This window comes from Salipiger sp. PrR007, assembly GCF_010499845.1.
GTDB classification, from domain to species: domain Bacteria; phylum Pseudomonadota; class Alphaproteobacteria; order Rhodobacterales; family Rhodobacteraceae; genus Salipiger; species Salipiger pacificus_A.
Genome location: NZ_JAAGOZ010000013.1, coordinates 80,667 through 96,355, shown reverse-complemented (window position 1 = coordinate 96,355; position 15,689 = coordinate 80,667). Strand labels below are relative to the sequence as shown.

General features: G+C 67.3%; 15 protein-coding genes. 6 read left to right on the top strand and 9 right to left on the bottom strand.

What is annotated here, in order from left to right:
• Together G0Q01_RS05030 and G0Q01_RS05025 are read right to left on the bottom strand one after the other, a co-directional pair.
• Positions 1 to 516 (bottom strand): tripartite tricarboxylate transporter TctB family protein, encoded by a 516-nt coding sequence (locus tag G0Q01_RS05030; protein ID WP_164193824.1) that lies wholly within the window; start codon positions 514 to 516, stop codon positions 1 to 3.
• On the bottom strand, positions 513 to 1,460 hold the full coding sequence (locus tag G0Q01_RS05025) for a tripartite tricarboxylate transporter substrate binding protein (protein ID WP_164193821.1): 948 nt from the start codon (positions 1,458 to 1,460) through the stop codon (positions 513 to 515). Before G0Q01_RS05025 ends, G0Q01_RS05030 begins: the two co-directional genes overlap by 4 nt.
• A 142-nt stretch (positions 1,461 to 1,602) precedes the next feature.
• Here G0Q01_RS05025 and G0Q01_RS05020 point away from each other — a divergent pair, with 142 nt between their 5' ends.
• Entirely contained in the window at positions 1,603 to 2,487 is an 885-nt protein-coding gene (locus G0Q01_RS05020) for a LysR family transcriptional regulator (RefSeq protein ID WP_164193818.1), read from the top strand.
• A 23-nt stretch (positions 2,488 to 2,510) separates the two neighbouring features.
• On the opposite strand, the gene G0Q01_RS05015 is transcribed toward G0Q01_RS05020, so the two are convergent.
• Positions 2,511 to 2,786, bottom strand: coding sequence for a hypothetical protein (locus tag G0Q01_RS05015; protein WP_164193815.1), 276 nt, complete (start codon positions 2,784 to 2,786; stop codon positions 2,511 to 2,513).
• 177 nt (positions 2,787 to 2,963) lie between these two features.
• Positions 2,964 to 4,202, bottom strand: coding sequence for an aminopeptidase (locus tag G0Q01_RS05010; RefSeq protein ID WP_164193810.1), 1,239 nt, complete (start codon positions 4,200 to 4,202; stop codon positions 2,964 to 2,966).
• Between the two features lie 163 nt (positions 4,203 to 4,365).
• On the opposite strand from G0Q01_RS05010, the gene G0Q01_RS05005 reads away from it, so the two are divergent.
• The 3 genes from G0Q01_RS05005 (at position 4,366) to G0Q01_RS04995 (ending at position 8,398) form a co-directional block, all read left to right on the top strand.
• Positions 4,366 to 4,851, top strand: a complete 486-nt coding sequence (locus G0Q01_RS05005; protein ID WP_164193807.1) for an NUDIX hydrolase — start codon at positions 4,366 to 4,368, stop codon at positions 4,849 to 4,851.
• 5 nt (positions 4,852 to 4,856) lie between these two features.
• Positions 4,857 to 6,371 (top strand): inorganic phosphate transporter, encoded by a 1,515-nt coding sequence (locus G0Q01_RS05000; protein ID WP_164193803.1) that lies wholly within the window; start codon positions 4,857 to 4,859, stop codon positions 6,369 to 6,371.
• A gap of 125 nt (positions 6,372 to 6,496) precedes the next feature.
• Positions 6,497 to 8,398: a DEAD/DEAH box helicase gene (locus G0Q01_RS04995; RefSeq protein WP_164213052.1), complete on the top strand. Its 1,902-nt coding sequence runs from the start codon at positions 6,497 to 6,499 to the stop codon at positions 8,396 to 8,398.
• A 104-nt stretch (positions 8,399 to 8,502) separates the two neighbouring features.
• Here G0Q01_RS04995 and G0Q01_RS04990 read toward each other — a convergent pair whose 3' ends face one another.
• Positions 8,503 to 10,068 carry a DHA2 family efflux MFS transporter permease subunit gene (locus G0Q01_RS04990; protein ID WP_108968194.1) on the bottom strand — a complete coding sequence of 522 codons (1,566 nt, stop codon included), beginning with the start codon at positions 10,066 to 10,068 and terminating at the stop codon, positions 8,503 to 8,505.
• Positions 10,065 to 11,222, bottom strand: a complete 1,158-nt coding sequence (locus G0Q01_RS04985) for an HlyD family secretion protein (protein ID WP_164193797.1) — start codon at positions 11,220 to 11,222, stop codon at positions 10,065 to 10,067. Before G0Q01_RS04985 ends, G0Q01_RS04990 begins: the two co-directional genes overlap by 4 nt.
• 137 nt (positions 11,223 to 11,359) lie before the next feature.
• Between G0Q01_RS04985 and G0Q01_RS04980 the strand changes: the two genes are divergently transcribed.
• The gene (locus G0Q01_RS04980) at positions 11,360 to 12,022 is read left to right on the top strand and encodes a TetR/AcrR family transcriptional regulator (protein WP_164193793.1); all 663 of its coding nucleotides are present in this window, start codon (positions 11,360 to 11,362) and stop codon (positions 12,020 to 12,022) included.
• A gap of 42 nt (positions 12,023 to 12,064) precedes the next feature.
• On the opposite strand, the gene G0Q01_RS04975 is transcribed toward G0Q01_RS04980, so the two are convergent.
• Both G0Q01_RS04975 and rocF read right to left on the bottom strand, forming a co-directional pair.
• Positions 12,065 to 13,129, bottom strand: a complete 1,065-nt coding sequence (locus G0Q01_RS04975; protein WP_370526680.1) for an ornithine cyclodeaminase — start codon at positions 13,127 to 13,129, stop codon at positions 12,065 to 12,067.
• Positions 13,129 to 14,055, bottom strand: a complete 927-nt coding sequence (gene rocF / locus G0Q01_RS04970; protein ID WP_164193790.1) for an arginase — start codon at positions 14,053 to 14,055, stop codon at positions 13,129 to 13,131. Before rocF ends, G0Q01_RS04975 begins: the two co-directional genes overlap by 1 nt.
• A 120-nt stretch (positions 14,056 to 14,175) precedes the next feature.
• On the opposite strand from rocF, the gene G0Q01_RS04965 reads away from it, so the two are divergent.
• Positions 14,176 to 14,604 (top strand): Lrp/AsnC family transcriptional regulator, encoded by a 429-nt coding sequence (locus G0Q01_RS04965; RefSeq protein ID WP_108968200.1) that lies wholly within the window; start codon positions 14,176 to 14,178, stop codon positions 14,602 to 14,604.
• A 93-nt stretch (positions 14,605 to 14,697) separates the two neighbouring features.
• Here the strand turns inward: G0Q01_RS04965 and G0Q01_RS04960 are convergent, their stop codons facing one another.
• Positions 14,698 to 15,651, bottom strand: coding sequence for a 3-hydroxyacyl-CoA dehydrogenase NAD-binding domain-containing protein (locus G0Q01_RS04960; RefSeq protein ID WP_164213051.1), 954 nt, complete (start codon positions 15,649 to 15,651; stop codon positions 14,698 to 14,700).
• Between the last annotated feature and the right edge of the window lie 38 nt (positions 15,652 to 15,689).

Below are 15,689 nucleotides of genomic sequence, written 5' to 3'. Positions count from 1 at the left end.
TCAGAGCACCCCGCGCGGCAGGAAGACGGTGAAGACCTCGGCAAAGAGCCAGTTGAGCCCGAAGGAGAAGACCGCCGCCACGATCACCGCGATCAACAGCGTCATGGGCGTGCGCGGCATCAGGACCAGCTCCAGCGAGAGGATGAAGAGGAAGCTCGCGATCGAGAAGCCCAGCAGCGGGATCGCCAGCAGGTAGACTGCCAGAGCCCACAGCACGACGAAAACGAGCGCGCGACGCTTGGCCCAGGCCACCGTCTGGCAGGCAAAACGGCCGTAGGCGCCCGCGGGGATCTTGCGCAACGCGTCGATGATGGCAATCACCGCCACCAGCGCGATACCGGCGAACACGATCTTGGGAAACGCACCCGCGCCGAGCTTTTCGAAGCGCGAGGTGGGAATCGCTGCGGCCGAGACAAACAGCCCGACCGAGGCGAGAAGAATCAGCACGTAGCTCAGGAGGCGGGCAATCTCGCCCGCCTCCCTTGCCTGCTGCTTGTCGTAGCCGGCGTCGCTCACGGTGCGAGAACCTCTGCCAGCGACTTCACGGTCTCATCGAGCTTCGCCAGGTAGGCGCGGTACCCTTCCTGGCCGCGGAACATGACCGAGGCACCGGCGTTGTTGGTCTGCTCGATGTAGGTCTCGTCTTTCGACAGTTCCTCGAGCGCCGCTTCCATCTTGTCGCGGGCCTCCTGCGGGGCACCCTTGGGCATGACGATGCCGCGGGTCACCTGCAGTTCGAGGTCGGCGCCGAGCTCGGCGAAGGTCGGAACCTCGGGGGCCTCGTCCACGCGCTCGGAGGCGCCGACGGCGAGGAACTGCAGATCGCCGTTGTCGACGAACTGCTTCGACGACGAGATGTCGCCGATCGCTGCGTCGAGGTTGCCGCCGACAAGGGCGCGCACGCGCTCGCCGGTGCCTTCATAGCCGACGTATTGGAACTGCAGGCCGTAGGCCTGTTCGATCATCGCCGCGTGCAGGTGCGGCACGCCGCCCAGGGTCACGCCCATGGTGATCTCGCCCGGGTGCTCTTTGGCATAGGCGACGAACTCCTCGAAATCGGCGTAATCCTCGGTCGGGTGCACCACGAGGTACTGCGGCGAGGCGGTCATCAGCGCGATCGGCTCGAAGTCGTCCCAGGCCAGATCGGTGATGCCGGTCTCGGTGGCGACCAGCAGGCCCTCGTGGACCTGGCTGATGGTGTAGCCGTCATTGGCGCGGCGCGAAGCTTCGCGCAGGCCGACGGTGCCGCCGACGCCGGGCATGTTGATGATCGGCATCTCGGTGCCGAGGTAGGGCGCGATGTTGCCGGCGATGAGGCGCATCAGCGTGTCCGACCCGCCGCCCGGCGACCAGGGCACGATGAATTCGACCGGGTGGTCGGGGTAGTCGGCGGCGCTGGCAGGCGCGGCGGTCAGCGTGGCGGCGGCAAGGAGGGCGGCAAGGCCCGTGCGGAGTGTCATGGGTGGAGGCTCCCTGTGTATGCTGGCAAGTCGGCAGTTTGTCCGCCGACGTTCTGATTGGGTAACCCCCAGTAACACAAGATTAAGCCTCACAAAGCGCGAAGTTATTGCCATTATTTTCAGAATTACTTACGTTAAGGCGATGGACACCCGCCAGCTACAGACCCTCCTCGCCATCGAGCAGCACGGCGGTTTCGCTGCCGCGGCGCAGGCGATCAACCTCACCGCCTCGGCGGTCAGCCAGCAGGTCTCTGCGCTGGAGGCGGAGCTGGGCGTGCAGCTCTACGACCGCACCCGCCGCCCGCCGGTGCTGACTGCCAAGGGGGCCGAGATGCTGCGCTCGGCACGGCAAATCCTGCGCATCCTCACCGAGACCAAGGCCTCGGTCACCGGCGGCGACGTCGGCGGCACGCTGGCGTTCGGCTCACTGCGCACGGGGGCGAATTCTCTGGTGCCGCAGGCGCTGGCCTCGCTGAGGGACCGCTACCCCGAGCTCAGCTTCCGACTGCGCATCGGCATGTCCGAGGAGCTGATGGCCGAGGTGGTCTCGGGCCAACTCGACGCGGCGCTGGTGGCCGAACATGTCGCCGTGCCGCCAAGCCTGCGCTGGACCGAGGTGCTGAGCGAGCCGCTGGTGGTGATCACCCCGCCCGGCTCCGGGGGGCTGGCGATCCGCGACCTCGTACGTCAGGTGCCCTACATCCGCTACCGCACGCAGGTGCCGCTGGCACGGCAGATCGACACCGAGATCGCCCGGCTCGGCGTCGCGCCGCGGCAGGTGGTCTCGGTGAACACGATGACGGCAGTGGTGGGCTGCGTGCGGGCGGGGCTGGGCTTTGCCATCATCCCCTATGTGGCGCTGCAGGATTCGATCACCGCGGCGCTCGACTGGTTTCCCTTTGGCGCGCCGCCGATCCACCGCCGTCTTGGCGTGGTGCAGCGCCCGACCACCAGCCGTGCCGAGGTGCTCTCAACCCTGATCGCCGCGCTGATCGAACATGGCCGTCCGCGCGACGATCGCGATTGATCCAAATCGATCCCGAAAGAGGGTCAGCTGCGGTCTTCGATCACCCGCGCCAGCGCCGGATCATCACCGAAGAACGGCTCCGCCGAAACACCCATCGCGTCCCATTGGTCGGGCTGGATCATCAGGCGGCTGCTCAACTCGTTCTGGAACGGGCTGATCTTGCCCAGACGCCGGGCGCGGGCCTTCAGCAGCTCGCCCTCGATCGCGGAACCGACGTCGCGGTATTCACCGCGGGCCACGAGCCCTTCCGCATAGGCAAGGATCTCGCCGCTGATGGTGACTGTCTCTGTCTTGCGCATGCACCAACCCCCTCATACTCGCGTGGCAGCAGGTAAAGTGTACCCCGAGTCGCCCTGTGTACAATGCGCTAAGTTGACGTTCGGTTAATACTTTTGGCGCCCGTGCGACGCGAAAGCCGCGCCGGGTTTCCCCGGCGCGGCTCCTGCGATTTTCATTTCGAGAGACTGTGCCCGACCTCAGGCCCACTCGCCCTTGCGGAAGACCGGCACCCGGGTGCCGTCGTCGCGAATGCCGTCGATGTCGGTCTCTGCGCCGCCGATCATCCAGTCGACGTGGATCATCGAGCTGTTGCCCCCCTGCGCCGCGATCTGATCGGCGCTCAGCGACGCCCCATCGAGGAAGCACTTCGAGTAGCACTGGCCCAGTGCGATGTGGCAGGCGGCGTTCTCGTCGAAGAGCGTGTTGTAGAACAGCAGGCCCGACTGCGAGATCGGCGAGCCGTGCGGCACCAGCGCCACTTCGCCAAGGCGCGCCGCGCCCTCGTCGGTGGCCAGCAGTTCCTTCAGCACCGCCTCGCCCTTCTCGGCCGTCGCTTCGACAATGCGGCCGCCCTCGAAGCGCACCGCGATGCCGTCGATCAGGCTGCCCTGGTGCGACAGCGGCTTGGTCGAGCGCACCATGCCGTCAACGCGCTGCGCGTGCGGGGTGGTGAACACCTCCTCGGTGGGGATGTTCGGGTTGCACTGCACGCCGTTCTGCGCCGTGCTCGCGCCGCCGTGCCATTCGTGGCCGTCCGCCAGCCCGATCGTCAGATCGGTGCCAGGCCCGGTGAAATGCAGCGCCGAGAAGCGCTCGGCGTTCAGCCACTCGGTCCGGGCGCGCAGGGCGGCGTTGTGCTCGGCCCAGGCGGCGACGGGATCGGCGGTGTCGACGCGCGCGGCGGCAAAGATCGCCTCGGCCAGCTTCGCCTGCGCCTCGGGCTCGCTGAGCTCGGGGAACATGCGCTTGGCCCAGGCCACGCCCGGCCAGGCGCAAATCGACCAGTTCACATTGAAATTGGTGATCTTCTCCATCGCGGGCTTGTAGGCGATCGAGTTGGCCTTGCCCGCGCGCGCGACCTTGGCCGGGTCCTGCTCGGCAAGCAGCATCGGGTCCTCGCCGACGATCGCCATGCGCGCGGCCCCCTCGCCAAAGGCCTCGGCCATGCCACCATAAAGCCAGCCTGCGGCGGTGTCGAAGCTGGCGTCCTGCCCTTCTTCGAAGCGCGCCAGCGCCACGTCGGGATCCGAAAGCAGCGGGGTCACCAGCGAGGCACCGGCGCGGTAGGCCGCGCGGGTCACCGCGCGCACCAGAGGCAGCGCCGAGACCGGGGCGGTCAGCACGAGCTGCTGGCCGGGCTGGATGTTCACGCCGGTGCGCACGGCCACTTCGGCAAGCCGATCGATCAGCGTCGGGTCGATGGGGGTCGACGTCATGAAAAGCTCCTGAGTCTGTCTGGTTGCGGCAAAGCTGGGCCTGCGGCGTAGGACAGTCAAGCACCGGCCCGCCAACGTAACCTTGCGTGAAAGGCCACATGTCGGTGTCATGCTTCACGATATAGATTGAAGATCTCCCGGTTTCGGTGCTAGGAGGCGCGCCATGTTTCTAAACCTCTGGCACAAGGTGATCGGCCCGGCGTTCCGGCGGCCGCCGCGATTTCAGGTCGCGGCGATGTGCTATCGCCCTTCCGATTGCGCCGGGGGCTTCGAGGTTCTGCTGATCACCTCGCGGGGGACGAAGCGCTGGGTTCTGCCCAAGGGCTGGCCCAAGGCCGGGCTCGACTCCGCCGGTGCCGCGCTCGAGGAAGCCTGGGAGGAAGCCGGGGTCGTCTTTACCACCGGCGAGACCGCCGAGATCGGCAGCTACCGCTACGACAAGCGCCTCGATGGAGGCCTGCCGCTCGACACGGTGGTCTTTGTCTATGCCGCCGAGGTGAGCAAGCTGCGCGACGACTACCCCGAAGCCGGCCAGCGCGATCGGCGCTGGGTGGAGCCAAGCGAAGCTGCTAGGATGGTCGACGAACCCGGGCTCCGGGCCCTGCTCGCCCGGGTGCCGAGCCTGCTTCCCCTGCCCCGGACCAGCTGACCCCCATGACCGAGCCCAGGCACCGCGCGGGCCACTCCGCGTCACAGCACGACTCCGAGCAGGCCTGGCCGACGCTGGACAAGGATCTCGGACGCCTGTCGCTGATTGAATCCGCCGCCATCCACACCGCCCGCCCGCTGATCGGCGTCGGCGTGTCGCTGCTGTTCATCGCCATCGTCACCGCGATCGTCGCCGTCGCGGCGGGCGAGCTGCAGGGCACGCTGATGATCTCCATCGCCGCCGCCTTCGCCGCCTACATGGCGCTGAACATCGGCGCCAATGACGTGGCCAACAACATGGGCCCGGCGGTGGGGGCGAACGCCCTGTCGATGGCCGGGGCCATCGCCATCGCCGCGCTCTGCGAGACCGCAGGTGCCCTGCTGGCCGGCGGCGAGGTGGTCTCGACCATCTCCGGCGGCATCATCGCGCAGGGCGAGATCGCCGACAGCGCGCATTTCGTGCGGGCGATGATGTCGGCCATGCTGGCCGCCGCCATCTGGATCAACACCGCCACGGTGCTGCGCGCCCCGGTCTCGACGACCCATGCGGTGGTCGGCGGCGTCATGGGCTCGGGCATCGCCGCCGCCGGGCTCGGCACGGTCAACTGGGCAACGATGAGCGCCATTACCGCCAGCTGGGTGATCTCGCCGATCCTGGGCGGGGTGATCGCGGCGGCGGTGCTCGCCTTCATCAAGTGGAAGATCATGTATGTGCCCGACCGGATCGCCGCCGCGCGGGTCTGGCTGCCGGTGCTGATCGGGGTCATGGCGGGCACCTTCGCCTGCTATCTCGCGCTCAAGGGGCTGCGGCGGGTGATCGATCTCGATCTCCACGAGGCGGCGCTCCTCGGCCTCGCGGTCGGCCTGCTGAGCTGGCGGCTCTCGGTACCGCTTGTGCGGCGGCAGTCGCAGGGCATGAGCAACCGCAACGCCTCGCTCAAGGCGCTGTTCCGCCTGCCGCTCGTGGTTTCGGCCGGGCTGCTCTCCTTTGCCCATGGCGCAAACGACGTGGCCAATGCGGTCGGCCCGCTCGGTGCCATCGTGCGCGCGCTGCAGACCGAGGACCGCGCCGCCGATCTTGACGTGATGCCGCATTGGGTGCTGATGATCGGCGCGCTGGGGATCTCTTGCGGCCTGATCTTCTTCGGCCCGCGGATGATCCGCATGGTCGGCAGCCAGATCACCAAGCTCAACCCGATGCGCGCCTATTGCGTGGCGCTCTCGGCGGCGCTGACGGTGATCCTCGCGTCCTGGCTCGGGCTGCCGGTCAGCTCGACCCATATCGCGGTCGGCGGCGTGTTCGGGGTCGGCTTTTACCGCGAATGGTACATGGCGCGCCGCGCCCGCCACAGCGACCCAAAGCGTGCCGCCAAGCTGCTCCCGCCCGAGGAACGGCAGCGCCGCAAGCTGGTCCGCCGCTCGCATTTCATGACCATCATCGCCGCCTGGCTGGTGACGGTGCCCGCCTCGGCGCTGCTGTCGGCGCTTTGCTTCCTACTCCTCACCACGCTGGTCGGCTAAGCGCAATCGGCGCTTTACGGGCCGGGGTGCAGGGTATATAGCGCACCCTTTCCCGGCGCCCTGACTCGGTCTGACTTCTCGTACCGACATCCTTCGCCGACAGTCCTTGGATCGGATCTCAGACCTTGAAAAAAACCCTCGCAGCCGCTCTGCAAGCCCGTGGATATGAAACGCTCACCCCGGTGCAGGAAGCCGTGGCCGACCCGGCCGTAGCCGGTGCCGACCTGCTCGTTTCCGCGCAGACCGGTTCGGGCAAGACGGTCGGCTTCGGCCTTGCCATTGCCCCCGCAATCCTCGGCGATGCCGAGAGCTTCGGCGCCGCGGGCGCGCCGGAAGCGCTGATCATCGCCCCCACCCGCGAACTCGCGCTGCAGGTCCGCCGCGAGCTGAGCTGGCTCTACGCCGAAGCCGGCGCCGTCATGGCCTCCTGCGTTGGCGGCATGGACGCGCGCACCGAGCGCCGGGCGCTCGAGCGCGGCGCTCATATCGTCGTCGCCACCCCGGGCCGCCTGTGCGACCACCTGCGCCGCGGCGCGCTGGATCTCTCGCAGGTCAAGGCCGTGGTGCTCGACGAGGCCGACGAGATGCTCGACCTCGGCTTCCGCGAAGACCTCGAGACCATCCTCGAGGCCTCCAACCCCGAGCGTCAGACGCTGCTGTTCTCGGCCACCGTCTCGCCGCAGATCGCGCAGCTGGCGCAGCGCTACCAGCGCGACTCGCAGCGCATCCAGGTGCAGGGCGGGGCCAAGCAGCACTCCGACATCGAATACCGCGCGGTGATCGTCGCCCAGGGCGACCAGGAGAACGCGATCACCAACCTGCTGCGCTTCCACGAGGCGCCCAACGCCATCGTCTTCGCCAACACCCGCGCCACCGTGTCGCGTCTGGTGTCGCGGCTGACCAACCGCGGCTTTGCCGTGGTGGGCCTGTCGGGCGAACTGAGCCAGGACGAGCGCAGCCACGCGCTGCAGGCGATGCGCGACGGCCGCGCCCGTGTCTGCGTCGCGACCGATGTGGCCGCCCGCGGCATCGACCTGCCGAACCTCGATCTGGTGGTCCACGCCGAGCTGCCGCAGAGCAACGAGGCGCTGCTGCACCGTTCGGGCCGCACCGGCCGCGCCGGGCGCAAGGGCATCTCGGCGCTGATCGTGCCGCTGCGCGACCGCAAGAAGGCCGAGCGCATCATGCGCTTCGCCAAGGTCGAGGCCGAATGGGGCGAAGCCCCCAGCGCCGACGCAGTGCTGGAGCGCGACGAGGCGCGGATGCTGGCCGATCCCATGTGGACCGACCCCTCGCCCGAGACCGACGCCGCGCTGGTGAGCCAGATCACCGAGAAGTACAGCGCCGAGGAAATCGCCCAGGCGATGGTGCGCCAGTGGCGCGGCCAGCGCTCGGCCCCCGAGGAGCTGCTGCCCGTAGATGCCCGCGCCGAGAAGGCACCGCGCACGGAGCCCTTCGGCCCGAGCCGCTGGTTCACCGTCACCGTCGGCCGCGAAGGCAATGCCAACCCGCGCTGGCTGCTGCCGAAGATCTGCCGCGCCGGCAACATCACCCGCGAGGCACTCGGCGCCATCCGCATCGCCGACGAGCTGACCTACGTCGAGATCGCCGACAGCGCGGTCGAGGGCTTCCTCGAGGCGCTCGGCCCCGACATGGAAGTAGCGCAGGGCCTCGTGATGGAGCAGGTCGACGGCCTGCCCGAAGAGCTCAAGAGCGCGCCGCGTGGCCCCAAAAAGCCCGGCGGCTTCAAGAAAGAGGGCGGCTTCCGCAAGGAAGGCGGTTTCAAGAAAGAAGGCGGCTTCCGCAAAGAGGGTGGCTTCCGCAAGGAAGGCGGCTTCAAGAAGAAGGAAGGCTTCGGCGGTCCGGGCGGCTTCAAGCGCAAGTCCGAGGACGGCGACTTCGAGCGTCCGCGCCGCGAGCGTGCCGAGGGCGACAAGCCCAAGGGCAAGTTCGGTGCCAAGAAATCCTTCAAGGACACTGACGGTGCCCACAAGAAGGCCGCGCCGAAAAAGCACCGCAAGGGCTGAAGCCCGCGCCTCGCTCTGCATGAAAGAAGGCCGCCGGATTATCCGGCGGCCTTTTTCGTTGTCGCTCTCCGGCCCGTGGTTGGCCCGGCGGGTCGGGCGGTGCCTCAGTGCGCCGCCGCCCCTGCCCCCTTGGCCGGGGGCTTCATCGCCAGCGCCATGATCGCGAGCCCGGCAAAGAGCACGGTGATCAGCAGGAACACATCGATGAAGGACATCACCGTCGCCTGCTGGGCCACCCGCCCGGCCATCTGCTGCAGCGCGCCCTTGTCGCCGTCGATGCCCTGCGCCGAGAGGTTATGCCCCATCATCTCGAGCTGCCGCAGCGCCTCGGGGTTGTCCCAGCTCAGCGCTTCTTTCAGCCGCGCGGTGTGCAGCGCTCCGCGATCGGTCAGCGCGGTGTTGATCAGCGCCAGCCCCACCGCGCCGCCAAGGTTGCGCATCAGGTTGTAGAGCCCCGAGGCGCTCTTCATCTTCTGCGGCGGCAATGTGCCAAGTGCGAGGTTGTTGATCGGCACCATGCAAATCATCAGCGACAGGCCGCGCAGCACCTGCGGCCAGAGCAGCTCCTGGAAATCCCACTCGGCGGTCATGCCGGTCAGCATCCAGGACGACACCCCGAAGCCGATAAAGCCCATCATCAGCATCAGCCGCAGGTCCATCTTCGACGACAGGACCCCGGCAAGCGGCGCCGAGACGAACATGGCAAGCCCCGAGACGAAGACCGTCTCGCCGGTCATCAGGCTGTCGTAGCCGCGGATCGAGCTGAGATAGAGCGGGTAGAGATAGGTCATCCCGTAAAGCCCGATCCCCATCACGAAGCTGAACACCGAGCCGACCGCGAAGTTGGTGTCGGCAAAGGCCGAGAAGTCCACGACCGGGTTCTTCAGCGTGAAGGCGCGCCAGAAGGTGACGATGCCGCCGATCACCATGACCACGAAGAGCGCGGCGACGATCTCGTCCTGGAACCAGTCGTTGCCCGGGCCTTCCTCGAGCACGTATTCCATCGCGCCGAGGAAACAGGCCAGCGCCCCGAGGCCGATCCAGTCGAATGTGTCAAAGAGCTTCCAGTCGGGCTTGTCGAAATCGACCAGCGTCAGCACGCCGATGGTCACCAGGATGCCCGCAGGCACGTTGACGAGGAACAACCAGTGCCAGCTCATAGCGTGGCTGAGATAGCCGCCGACCGTGGGGCCAACGGTGGGGGCAAGCGTCGCCACGAGGCCGATCATCGGCGAAACGATCGCCCGCTTCGACGGCGGGAAGAGCGTGAAGGCCGCGGCAAAGACCGAGGGGATCATGCCACCCCCCAGAAAGCCCTGCACCGCGCGCCACAGGATCATCTCGTTGATCGAGCCAGAGGTGGCGCACATGAAGGACGCCGCAGTGAATCCCGCCGCCGAGATGGCGAAGAGATAGCGCGTCGACATCATCCGACCCAGCAGGCCCGAAAGCGGGATCATGATGACCTCGGCGATCAGATACGAGGTCTGCACCCAGCTGATCTCATCCGCCGAGGCGCCAAGACCCGCCTGGATCTCGGGCAGCGAGGCCGAGACGATCTGAATGTCGAGGATCGCCATGAACATGCCGAAGACCATGACGAAAAACGCCGCGACCCTGCGCGGCGTAAGTTCGGGTTCTGCGGCCTGAGGTTGGGCTTCGGTGCTCATTTCACCACCCCTGCAAGCTCCGTGCCCTCGGGCGCGGTGCGCGTGTCGATCTCCACCACTGCCGAGAGGCCGGCGCGCAGGCCCTGCGTGCCTTCGGGCAGCTCGATGCGCACCGGCACCCGCTGCACGATCTTGGTGAAGTTGCCGGTGGCATTGTCAGCTGGCAATAGGGAGAAGACCGAGCCGGTCGCCGGTGCGACCGAGACCACGCGGCCCTCAACCTCATGGCCCTCCATGGCGTCGATGCTGACCTTGACGGTCTCGCCGGGATGGATGCCAGCCAGCTGGGTTTCCTTGAAATTCGCCTCGACGTAGAGCCCGTGATCGGGGACCACGGCGGCAAGCCGGGCGCCGACGCTGACCAGCTCGCCCTCTTCGATGGCGATATTGGCGACGGTGCCGTCGAAGGGCGCGCGCAGCACGGTATGATCGAGATTCCGCTCCGCCTGCGCGATGTCGAGTTCCATCTCGCGGCGGCTGGACTCGGTCTCGGCCCGCTCGGCCTTCAGCACCTCGACCTGCGCCTCCGCGCCCTTGATCGCTGCTGCTGCGGCGGCGCGATTGGCCTTGGCGGTTTCGAGCGCCTCGGTGGCGTCATCGAGATCGGCCTGCGAGGTCACCTTGCGCGCAGCCAGCCCTTCGGACCGGGTCAGCGCGGTCTGCGCGCTGCGCAGCGCCGCCTCGGCGGCGGAAAGCTCGGCCTCGGCCTGGCTTACGCTGGCTTCTGCCGCAGCGGTCTCGGCGTCGATCCGGGCAAGCGTCCGCTCGAGCGTCGGCAGTTGCGCCTGCTTCTGCTCAAGCGCGATGCGGTAGTCGCCGTCCTCGATCCGGACCAGCACGTCGCCCTTGCTCACATGCTGGTTCGCCTGCACCGGGATCTCCTCCACATATCCCTGCAGCTTGGACGACACGAGCGAGAGATCCGCCTGCACATAGGCGTCGTCGGTCTCGATCATGAAGCGCCCGTCGGTCCACCAGCCGTACCCTTCGTAACCGCCCGCCAGCAGCGCGATCAGCGCGATCCCCCCAAGGATGCGCTTCTTGCGCCCGGACTTCTTCGGCGGTGCCTCGGCGGTCTCGTGAGTGGTGGCTTGCTGAGGCGTGGCCGGACGGGTCGCGGGATCGGTGGTTTCAATGCGGTCATGACGGGACATGGGGTCACCTTCGGGGAGTCGAATGCAAATGGGAGGAGAGATTCGCTGATCGAACCGCTCGGTTCGACACGACATAGGAGGGTGACGCTGCGAAATCAAGACTTCATCGAACCGGTTGGTTCGATTATATGAGCTGCATGAAACTCGACACACTCACGGAAAAGGCCAAGGCCTGCGCGCAAAAGCGCCGCCATGCCGCGGGCGAAGACCCTGAAAAGCGCCGTCAAATCCTCGACGGCGCGTGGCAGGTCTTTGTCGATCAAGGATTCGACGCTGCCTCGATGAACAGCATCTGCAAGGCGGCGGGAGTCTCGAAGGGCACGCTCTATGTCTACTTCGAGAACAAGGAAGACCTCTTCGTCGCGCTGGTCGAGGACAAGCGCCGCGATTTCTTCGACGGGATCTTCGCGCGGCTGGCCGAGGCCGGCACGATCGAAGACCGGCTGATGGCCTATGCCGTCGGCCTGTCGACGCAACTCAATTCCGAGGAGGTCATCCGCGCGCAGCGCATCGTGATCAGCGTCGTCGAGCGGATGCCTGAACTCGGCATGCGCTTCTACGACGCCGGGGCGCGCCATTTCCTGAGCTGTCTCGAGGACTTCCTGCAGAGCGAGACCGAGGCCGGCAACCTCAACGTGACCGACCCCGAGTTGGCCGCCGGGCAATTCATCGAGCTTTCGACCACGCTGACCTGGCGCCCGCGCCTCTTCGGCCGCCGGCCCGACGCGCCGACCGAGGAAGAGATCACCCGCATCGCGAAGGACGCGGTACGGGTGTTCCTGGCCGCCTACAGGGCATAAGGCGCCCCGCGCGGAGCGCCTTGGTTTCGGTCCGCGGGCGCCTCAGCCGGCGCGGGTGAGCATCCCGAAGAGATCGCGGGGATCGTCCGGGTCGGCCAGCAGATCGAGCTGCTCACAGAACTGCCCGTCCGCGATCAGCCCATGCACGTAGCGCAGCGCCGAGAAGTCCTCGATGGCAAAGCCCACGGAATCAAACAGCGTGATCTGCTTGGCATCGCGCCGCCCCGGCACCTCGCCGCGCATGACCTGCCAGAGCTCGGTCACCGGGTAATCCGCCTCGAGCTGTTGGATCTCGCCTTCGATGCGGGTCTGCTCGGGGTATTCCACGAAGATGTCCGAACGCAGCAGGATGTCGCGGTGCAGTTCGGTCTTGCCGGGGCAGTCGCCGCCGATGGCGTTGATGTGCACACCGCTGCCGACCATGTTGTCGGTCAGGATCGTCGCGTACTGCTTGTCGGCGGTGCAGGTGGTGATCACCTGCGCGCCCTCCACCGCCGCTTCCGGACTGGTGCAGCGCACCACGTCAAAGCCCTGCGCCTTCAGGTTCCGATCGGCCTTGTCGGTCGCCGCCGGGTCGATGTCGTAGAGCCGCAGCCGGTTGATCCCGCAAAGTGCGCGGAAGGCCAGCGCCTGGAACTCGCATTGCGCGCCGTTGCCGATCATCGCCATGACCTCGGCGCCCTTGGGCGCGAGGTACTTGCCGACCAGTGCCGAGGTTGCCGCCGTGCGCAGCGCGGTCAGCAGGGTCATCTCGGTCAGTAGGATCGGGTAGCCGTTGGCCACGGACGAGAGCACGCCGAAGGCAGTGACGGTCTGGTAGCCTTCGCGCATGTTCTTGGGGTGGCCGTTGACGTATTTGAAGCCATAGTTCTCGGCATCCGCCGTCGGCATCAGCTCGATCACCCCGTCCTGCGAATGGCTGGCGACGCGCGGCGTCTTGTCGAACTCGGACCAGCGCTTGAAGTCGTCCTCGATGACGGCGGCAAGGCCGGTGATGAAGGCCTCCACGCCATGGGCGTGCACCAGCTTCATCATGTTCTCGACCGACACGAAGGGCACATAGGCCAGTTCGGAGGGTTTTAGGGTCGAAGGTTTCACGGCCATCATCAGAAGCTCCGGGTCATGCGGTCGAGCACGCGGCGGCCAAAGAGGCTCGCCGTCAGATCGCACAGCAGCTTCGCCGTGCGCCCACGCTCATCGAGAAAGGGGTTGAGCTCGACGAGGTCGAGCGAGCGCACCAGCCCGGAGTCGCCGAGCGTCTCCATGATCAGATGCGCCTCGCGGAAGGTGGCGCCGCCGGGCACGGTGGTGCCGACGGCTGGCGCGATGCCCGGCTCGAGGAAGTCGACGTCGAAGCTGACGTGCAGCAGGCCGTTCGCCGCGCGCACCTTCTCGAGGAAGGTCCTCAGCGGCGCCAGCACGCCGGTTTCGTCGATGGCGCGCATGTCGTGCACCTCGATACCCTGCTCCGAGATCAGCTTGTGTTCGGCCCGGTCGACCGAGCGGATGCCCATCATGCAAATGTTCTGGGTCGGCACGGTGGCGGCGAGCGGCGGGTAAGCGTCGTTGCCCGGCTGGCCGGTGAAGTAGTTGACCGGCGTGCCATGCAGATTGCCGCTGGTGGTGGTCTCCAGCGAATGCAGGTCCGGGTGGGCATCGAGCCAGAGCACGAAGAGCGGGCGCCCCTGCCCCTGCGCGTAGCGGGCCATGCCGGCGACGGTGCCGGCGGACATGGAGTGATCGCCCCCCATGAAGATCGGCAGGTCGTGCGCCCGGGCCGCGTCAAAGGCCGCGGCTTCCAGCACCTCGATCCAGGCGATGGTTTCAGCGAGGTTGTGTATCGCGTCGTTGTGGTGTCCCCGCGGGGACAGCGCCGGGATGGTCAGGTCGCCAAGGTCGGTCACCTGCCAGTCGAGATCGGACAGGGTCGGCTCAAGACCGGCGGTGCGCAGGGCGGCGGGGCCCATCAGGCAACCCGGCTGCGATGCGCCGGTCTGCACCGGGGCGCCGAGAAGGGAACAGGTTCTGGACATGGTCACTCCATCTGGATTTCGCGAAAGATGCATCGCTCGCTTGGCAATTTCACTCCTCAAAGTGGACATATCGTCATATGCGCTGTTCACTTTGATCAGTTCTTAGATCAAATAGCGCGCATGACCCAGCTTTCGCCCACCGATCGCGCCATCATCGCCGCCCTGCGCGGCGACTCGCGCATGTCGATCACCCAGCTTGCCCAGACGGCCGGCATCTCGCGCACCACGGCCCGCGCCCGGCTCGAGGCGCTGGTCGCCGAGGGGCGGATCCGGCGGTTCACCATCGAGACCGATCAGGACGTCGAGGGCGAGGTGCGCGCGATCACCATGGTCGAGTTGCAGGGGCGGCTGTCGCGCAACGTGATCCGCACGCTGACACGGATCCCCGAAGTGTCGACCATCCACGCCACAAATGGCGCCTGGGATCTGGTGGTGGAGATACGGACCGACAGCCTCGTCAATTTCGACCGGGTGCTGCGCGAGATCCGCGAGGTGCCCGGAGTGCTGAACTCCGAGAGCAGCCTCTTGCTGTCGCACGTCGGGGGATGAGCCGGCGGCCCTGGGCCGCGGTACCGGAATGGGAAACGCCGGCCCGGGTCACGGGCCGGCGCTTGCTTGCAGGACCTGCGGTCCTCCGGGTTCTCAGTTCTCGGCGTCCTCCGACAGCGCCTTGAGCCGGCGCAGCAGCGCCGCGTCGCGGAAGGCGACGTCCCGGGCGAAGCTCTCCTCGGTCGGCGTGCCATAGGCCTCGATCAGCATGGCGCGGGTCTCGGTGTCGAGCCGCGCGTCACCCAGATCGTCCCACCAGGTCTCGATCGCCTCGCCGAGGTGGTCGAGGAAATGCGCCATGCCGCCGACACCGCCCGCCAGCGCGAAGATCTTGCCCTGGCCGATGAAGGCCCACCGCTGGCCCGGCCCCATGGAGGCCGCGAGATCGATGTCCTGCATGGATGCGACGCCCTCGCGTGCGAGATAGACGCATTCGCGCAGCACGGCGGCCTGAAGGCGGTTGGCGATATGGCCGATCACCTCGCGGTTGAGCTTGATCGGCACCTTGCCCACCGACGTGTAAAAGGCCATCGCCGCCTCGACCGCGGCGTCGGAGGTCAGCTTGCCGGGCACCACCTCGACCAGCGGCACGAGGTGCGGCGGGTTGAACGGATGGCCGACCACCAGCCGCTCGGGGTGGGTCATCTCGGCCTGCAACTCACTGGGCATGATGCCGCTGGTGGACGAGGCGATGACCACATCGGGGGCCAGCACCGACTCCAGCTTGGCATAGGTCTCGCGCTTGATCTCGATGCGCTCGGGGGCGTTCTCCTGCACCAGATCGGCACCGGTGGCAGCCTCTTCGGGCGTGGCGAAGAAGCTCAGCGCAGCGAGCGCCTGTTCGGCGCTCCGCCCGGAGGTCTGGCCGAGCGCCTCGAGGGACGGCCAAGCGGCGGTGACAAAGGCGCGCAGCTTGGCCTCGGCACCCTCGCCGGGATCGCTGGAGCGGACAGTCAGACCGGCGCCGAGGAACAGAGTCGCCCAACTGGCGCCGATCGTGCCCGTGCCGATGACGGCCACGGTCTGGGGGTGGGACGGGAAGGACATGGGAAAACCTCTCTTATTCGGGAAATCGCGCATGGCTG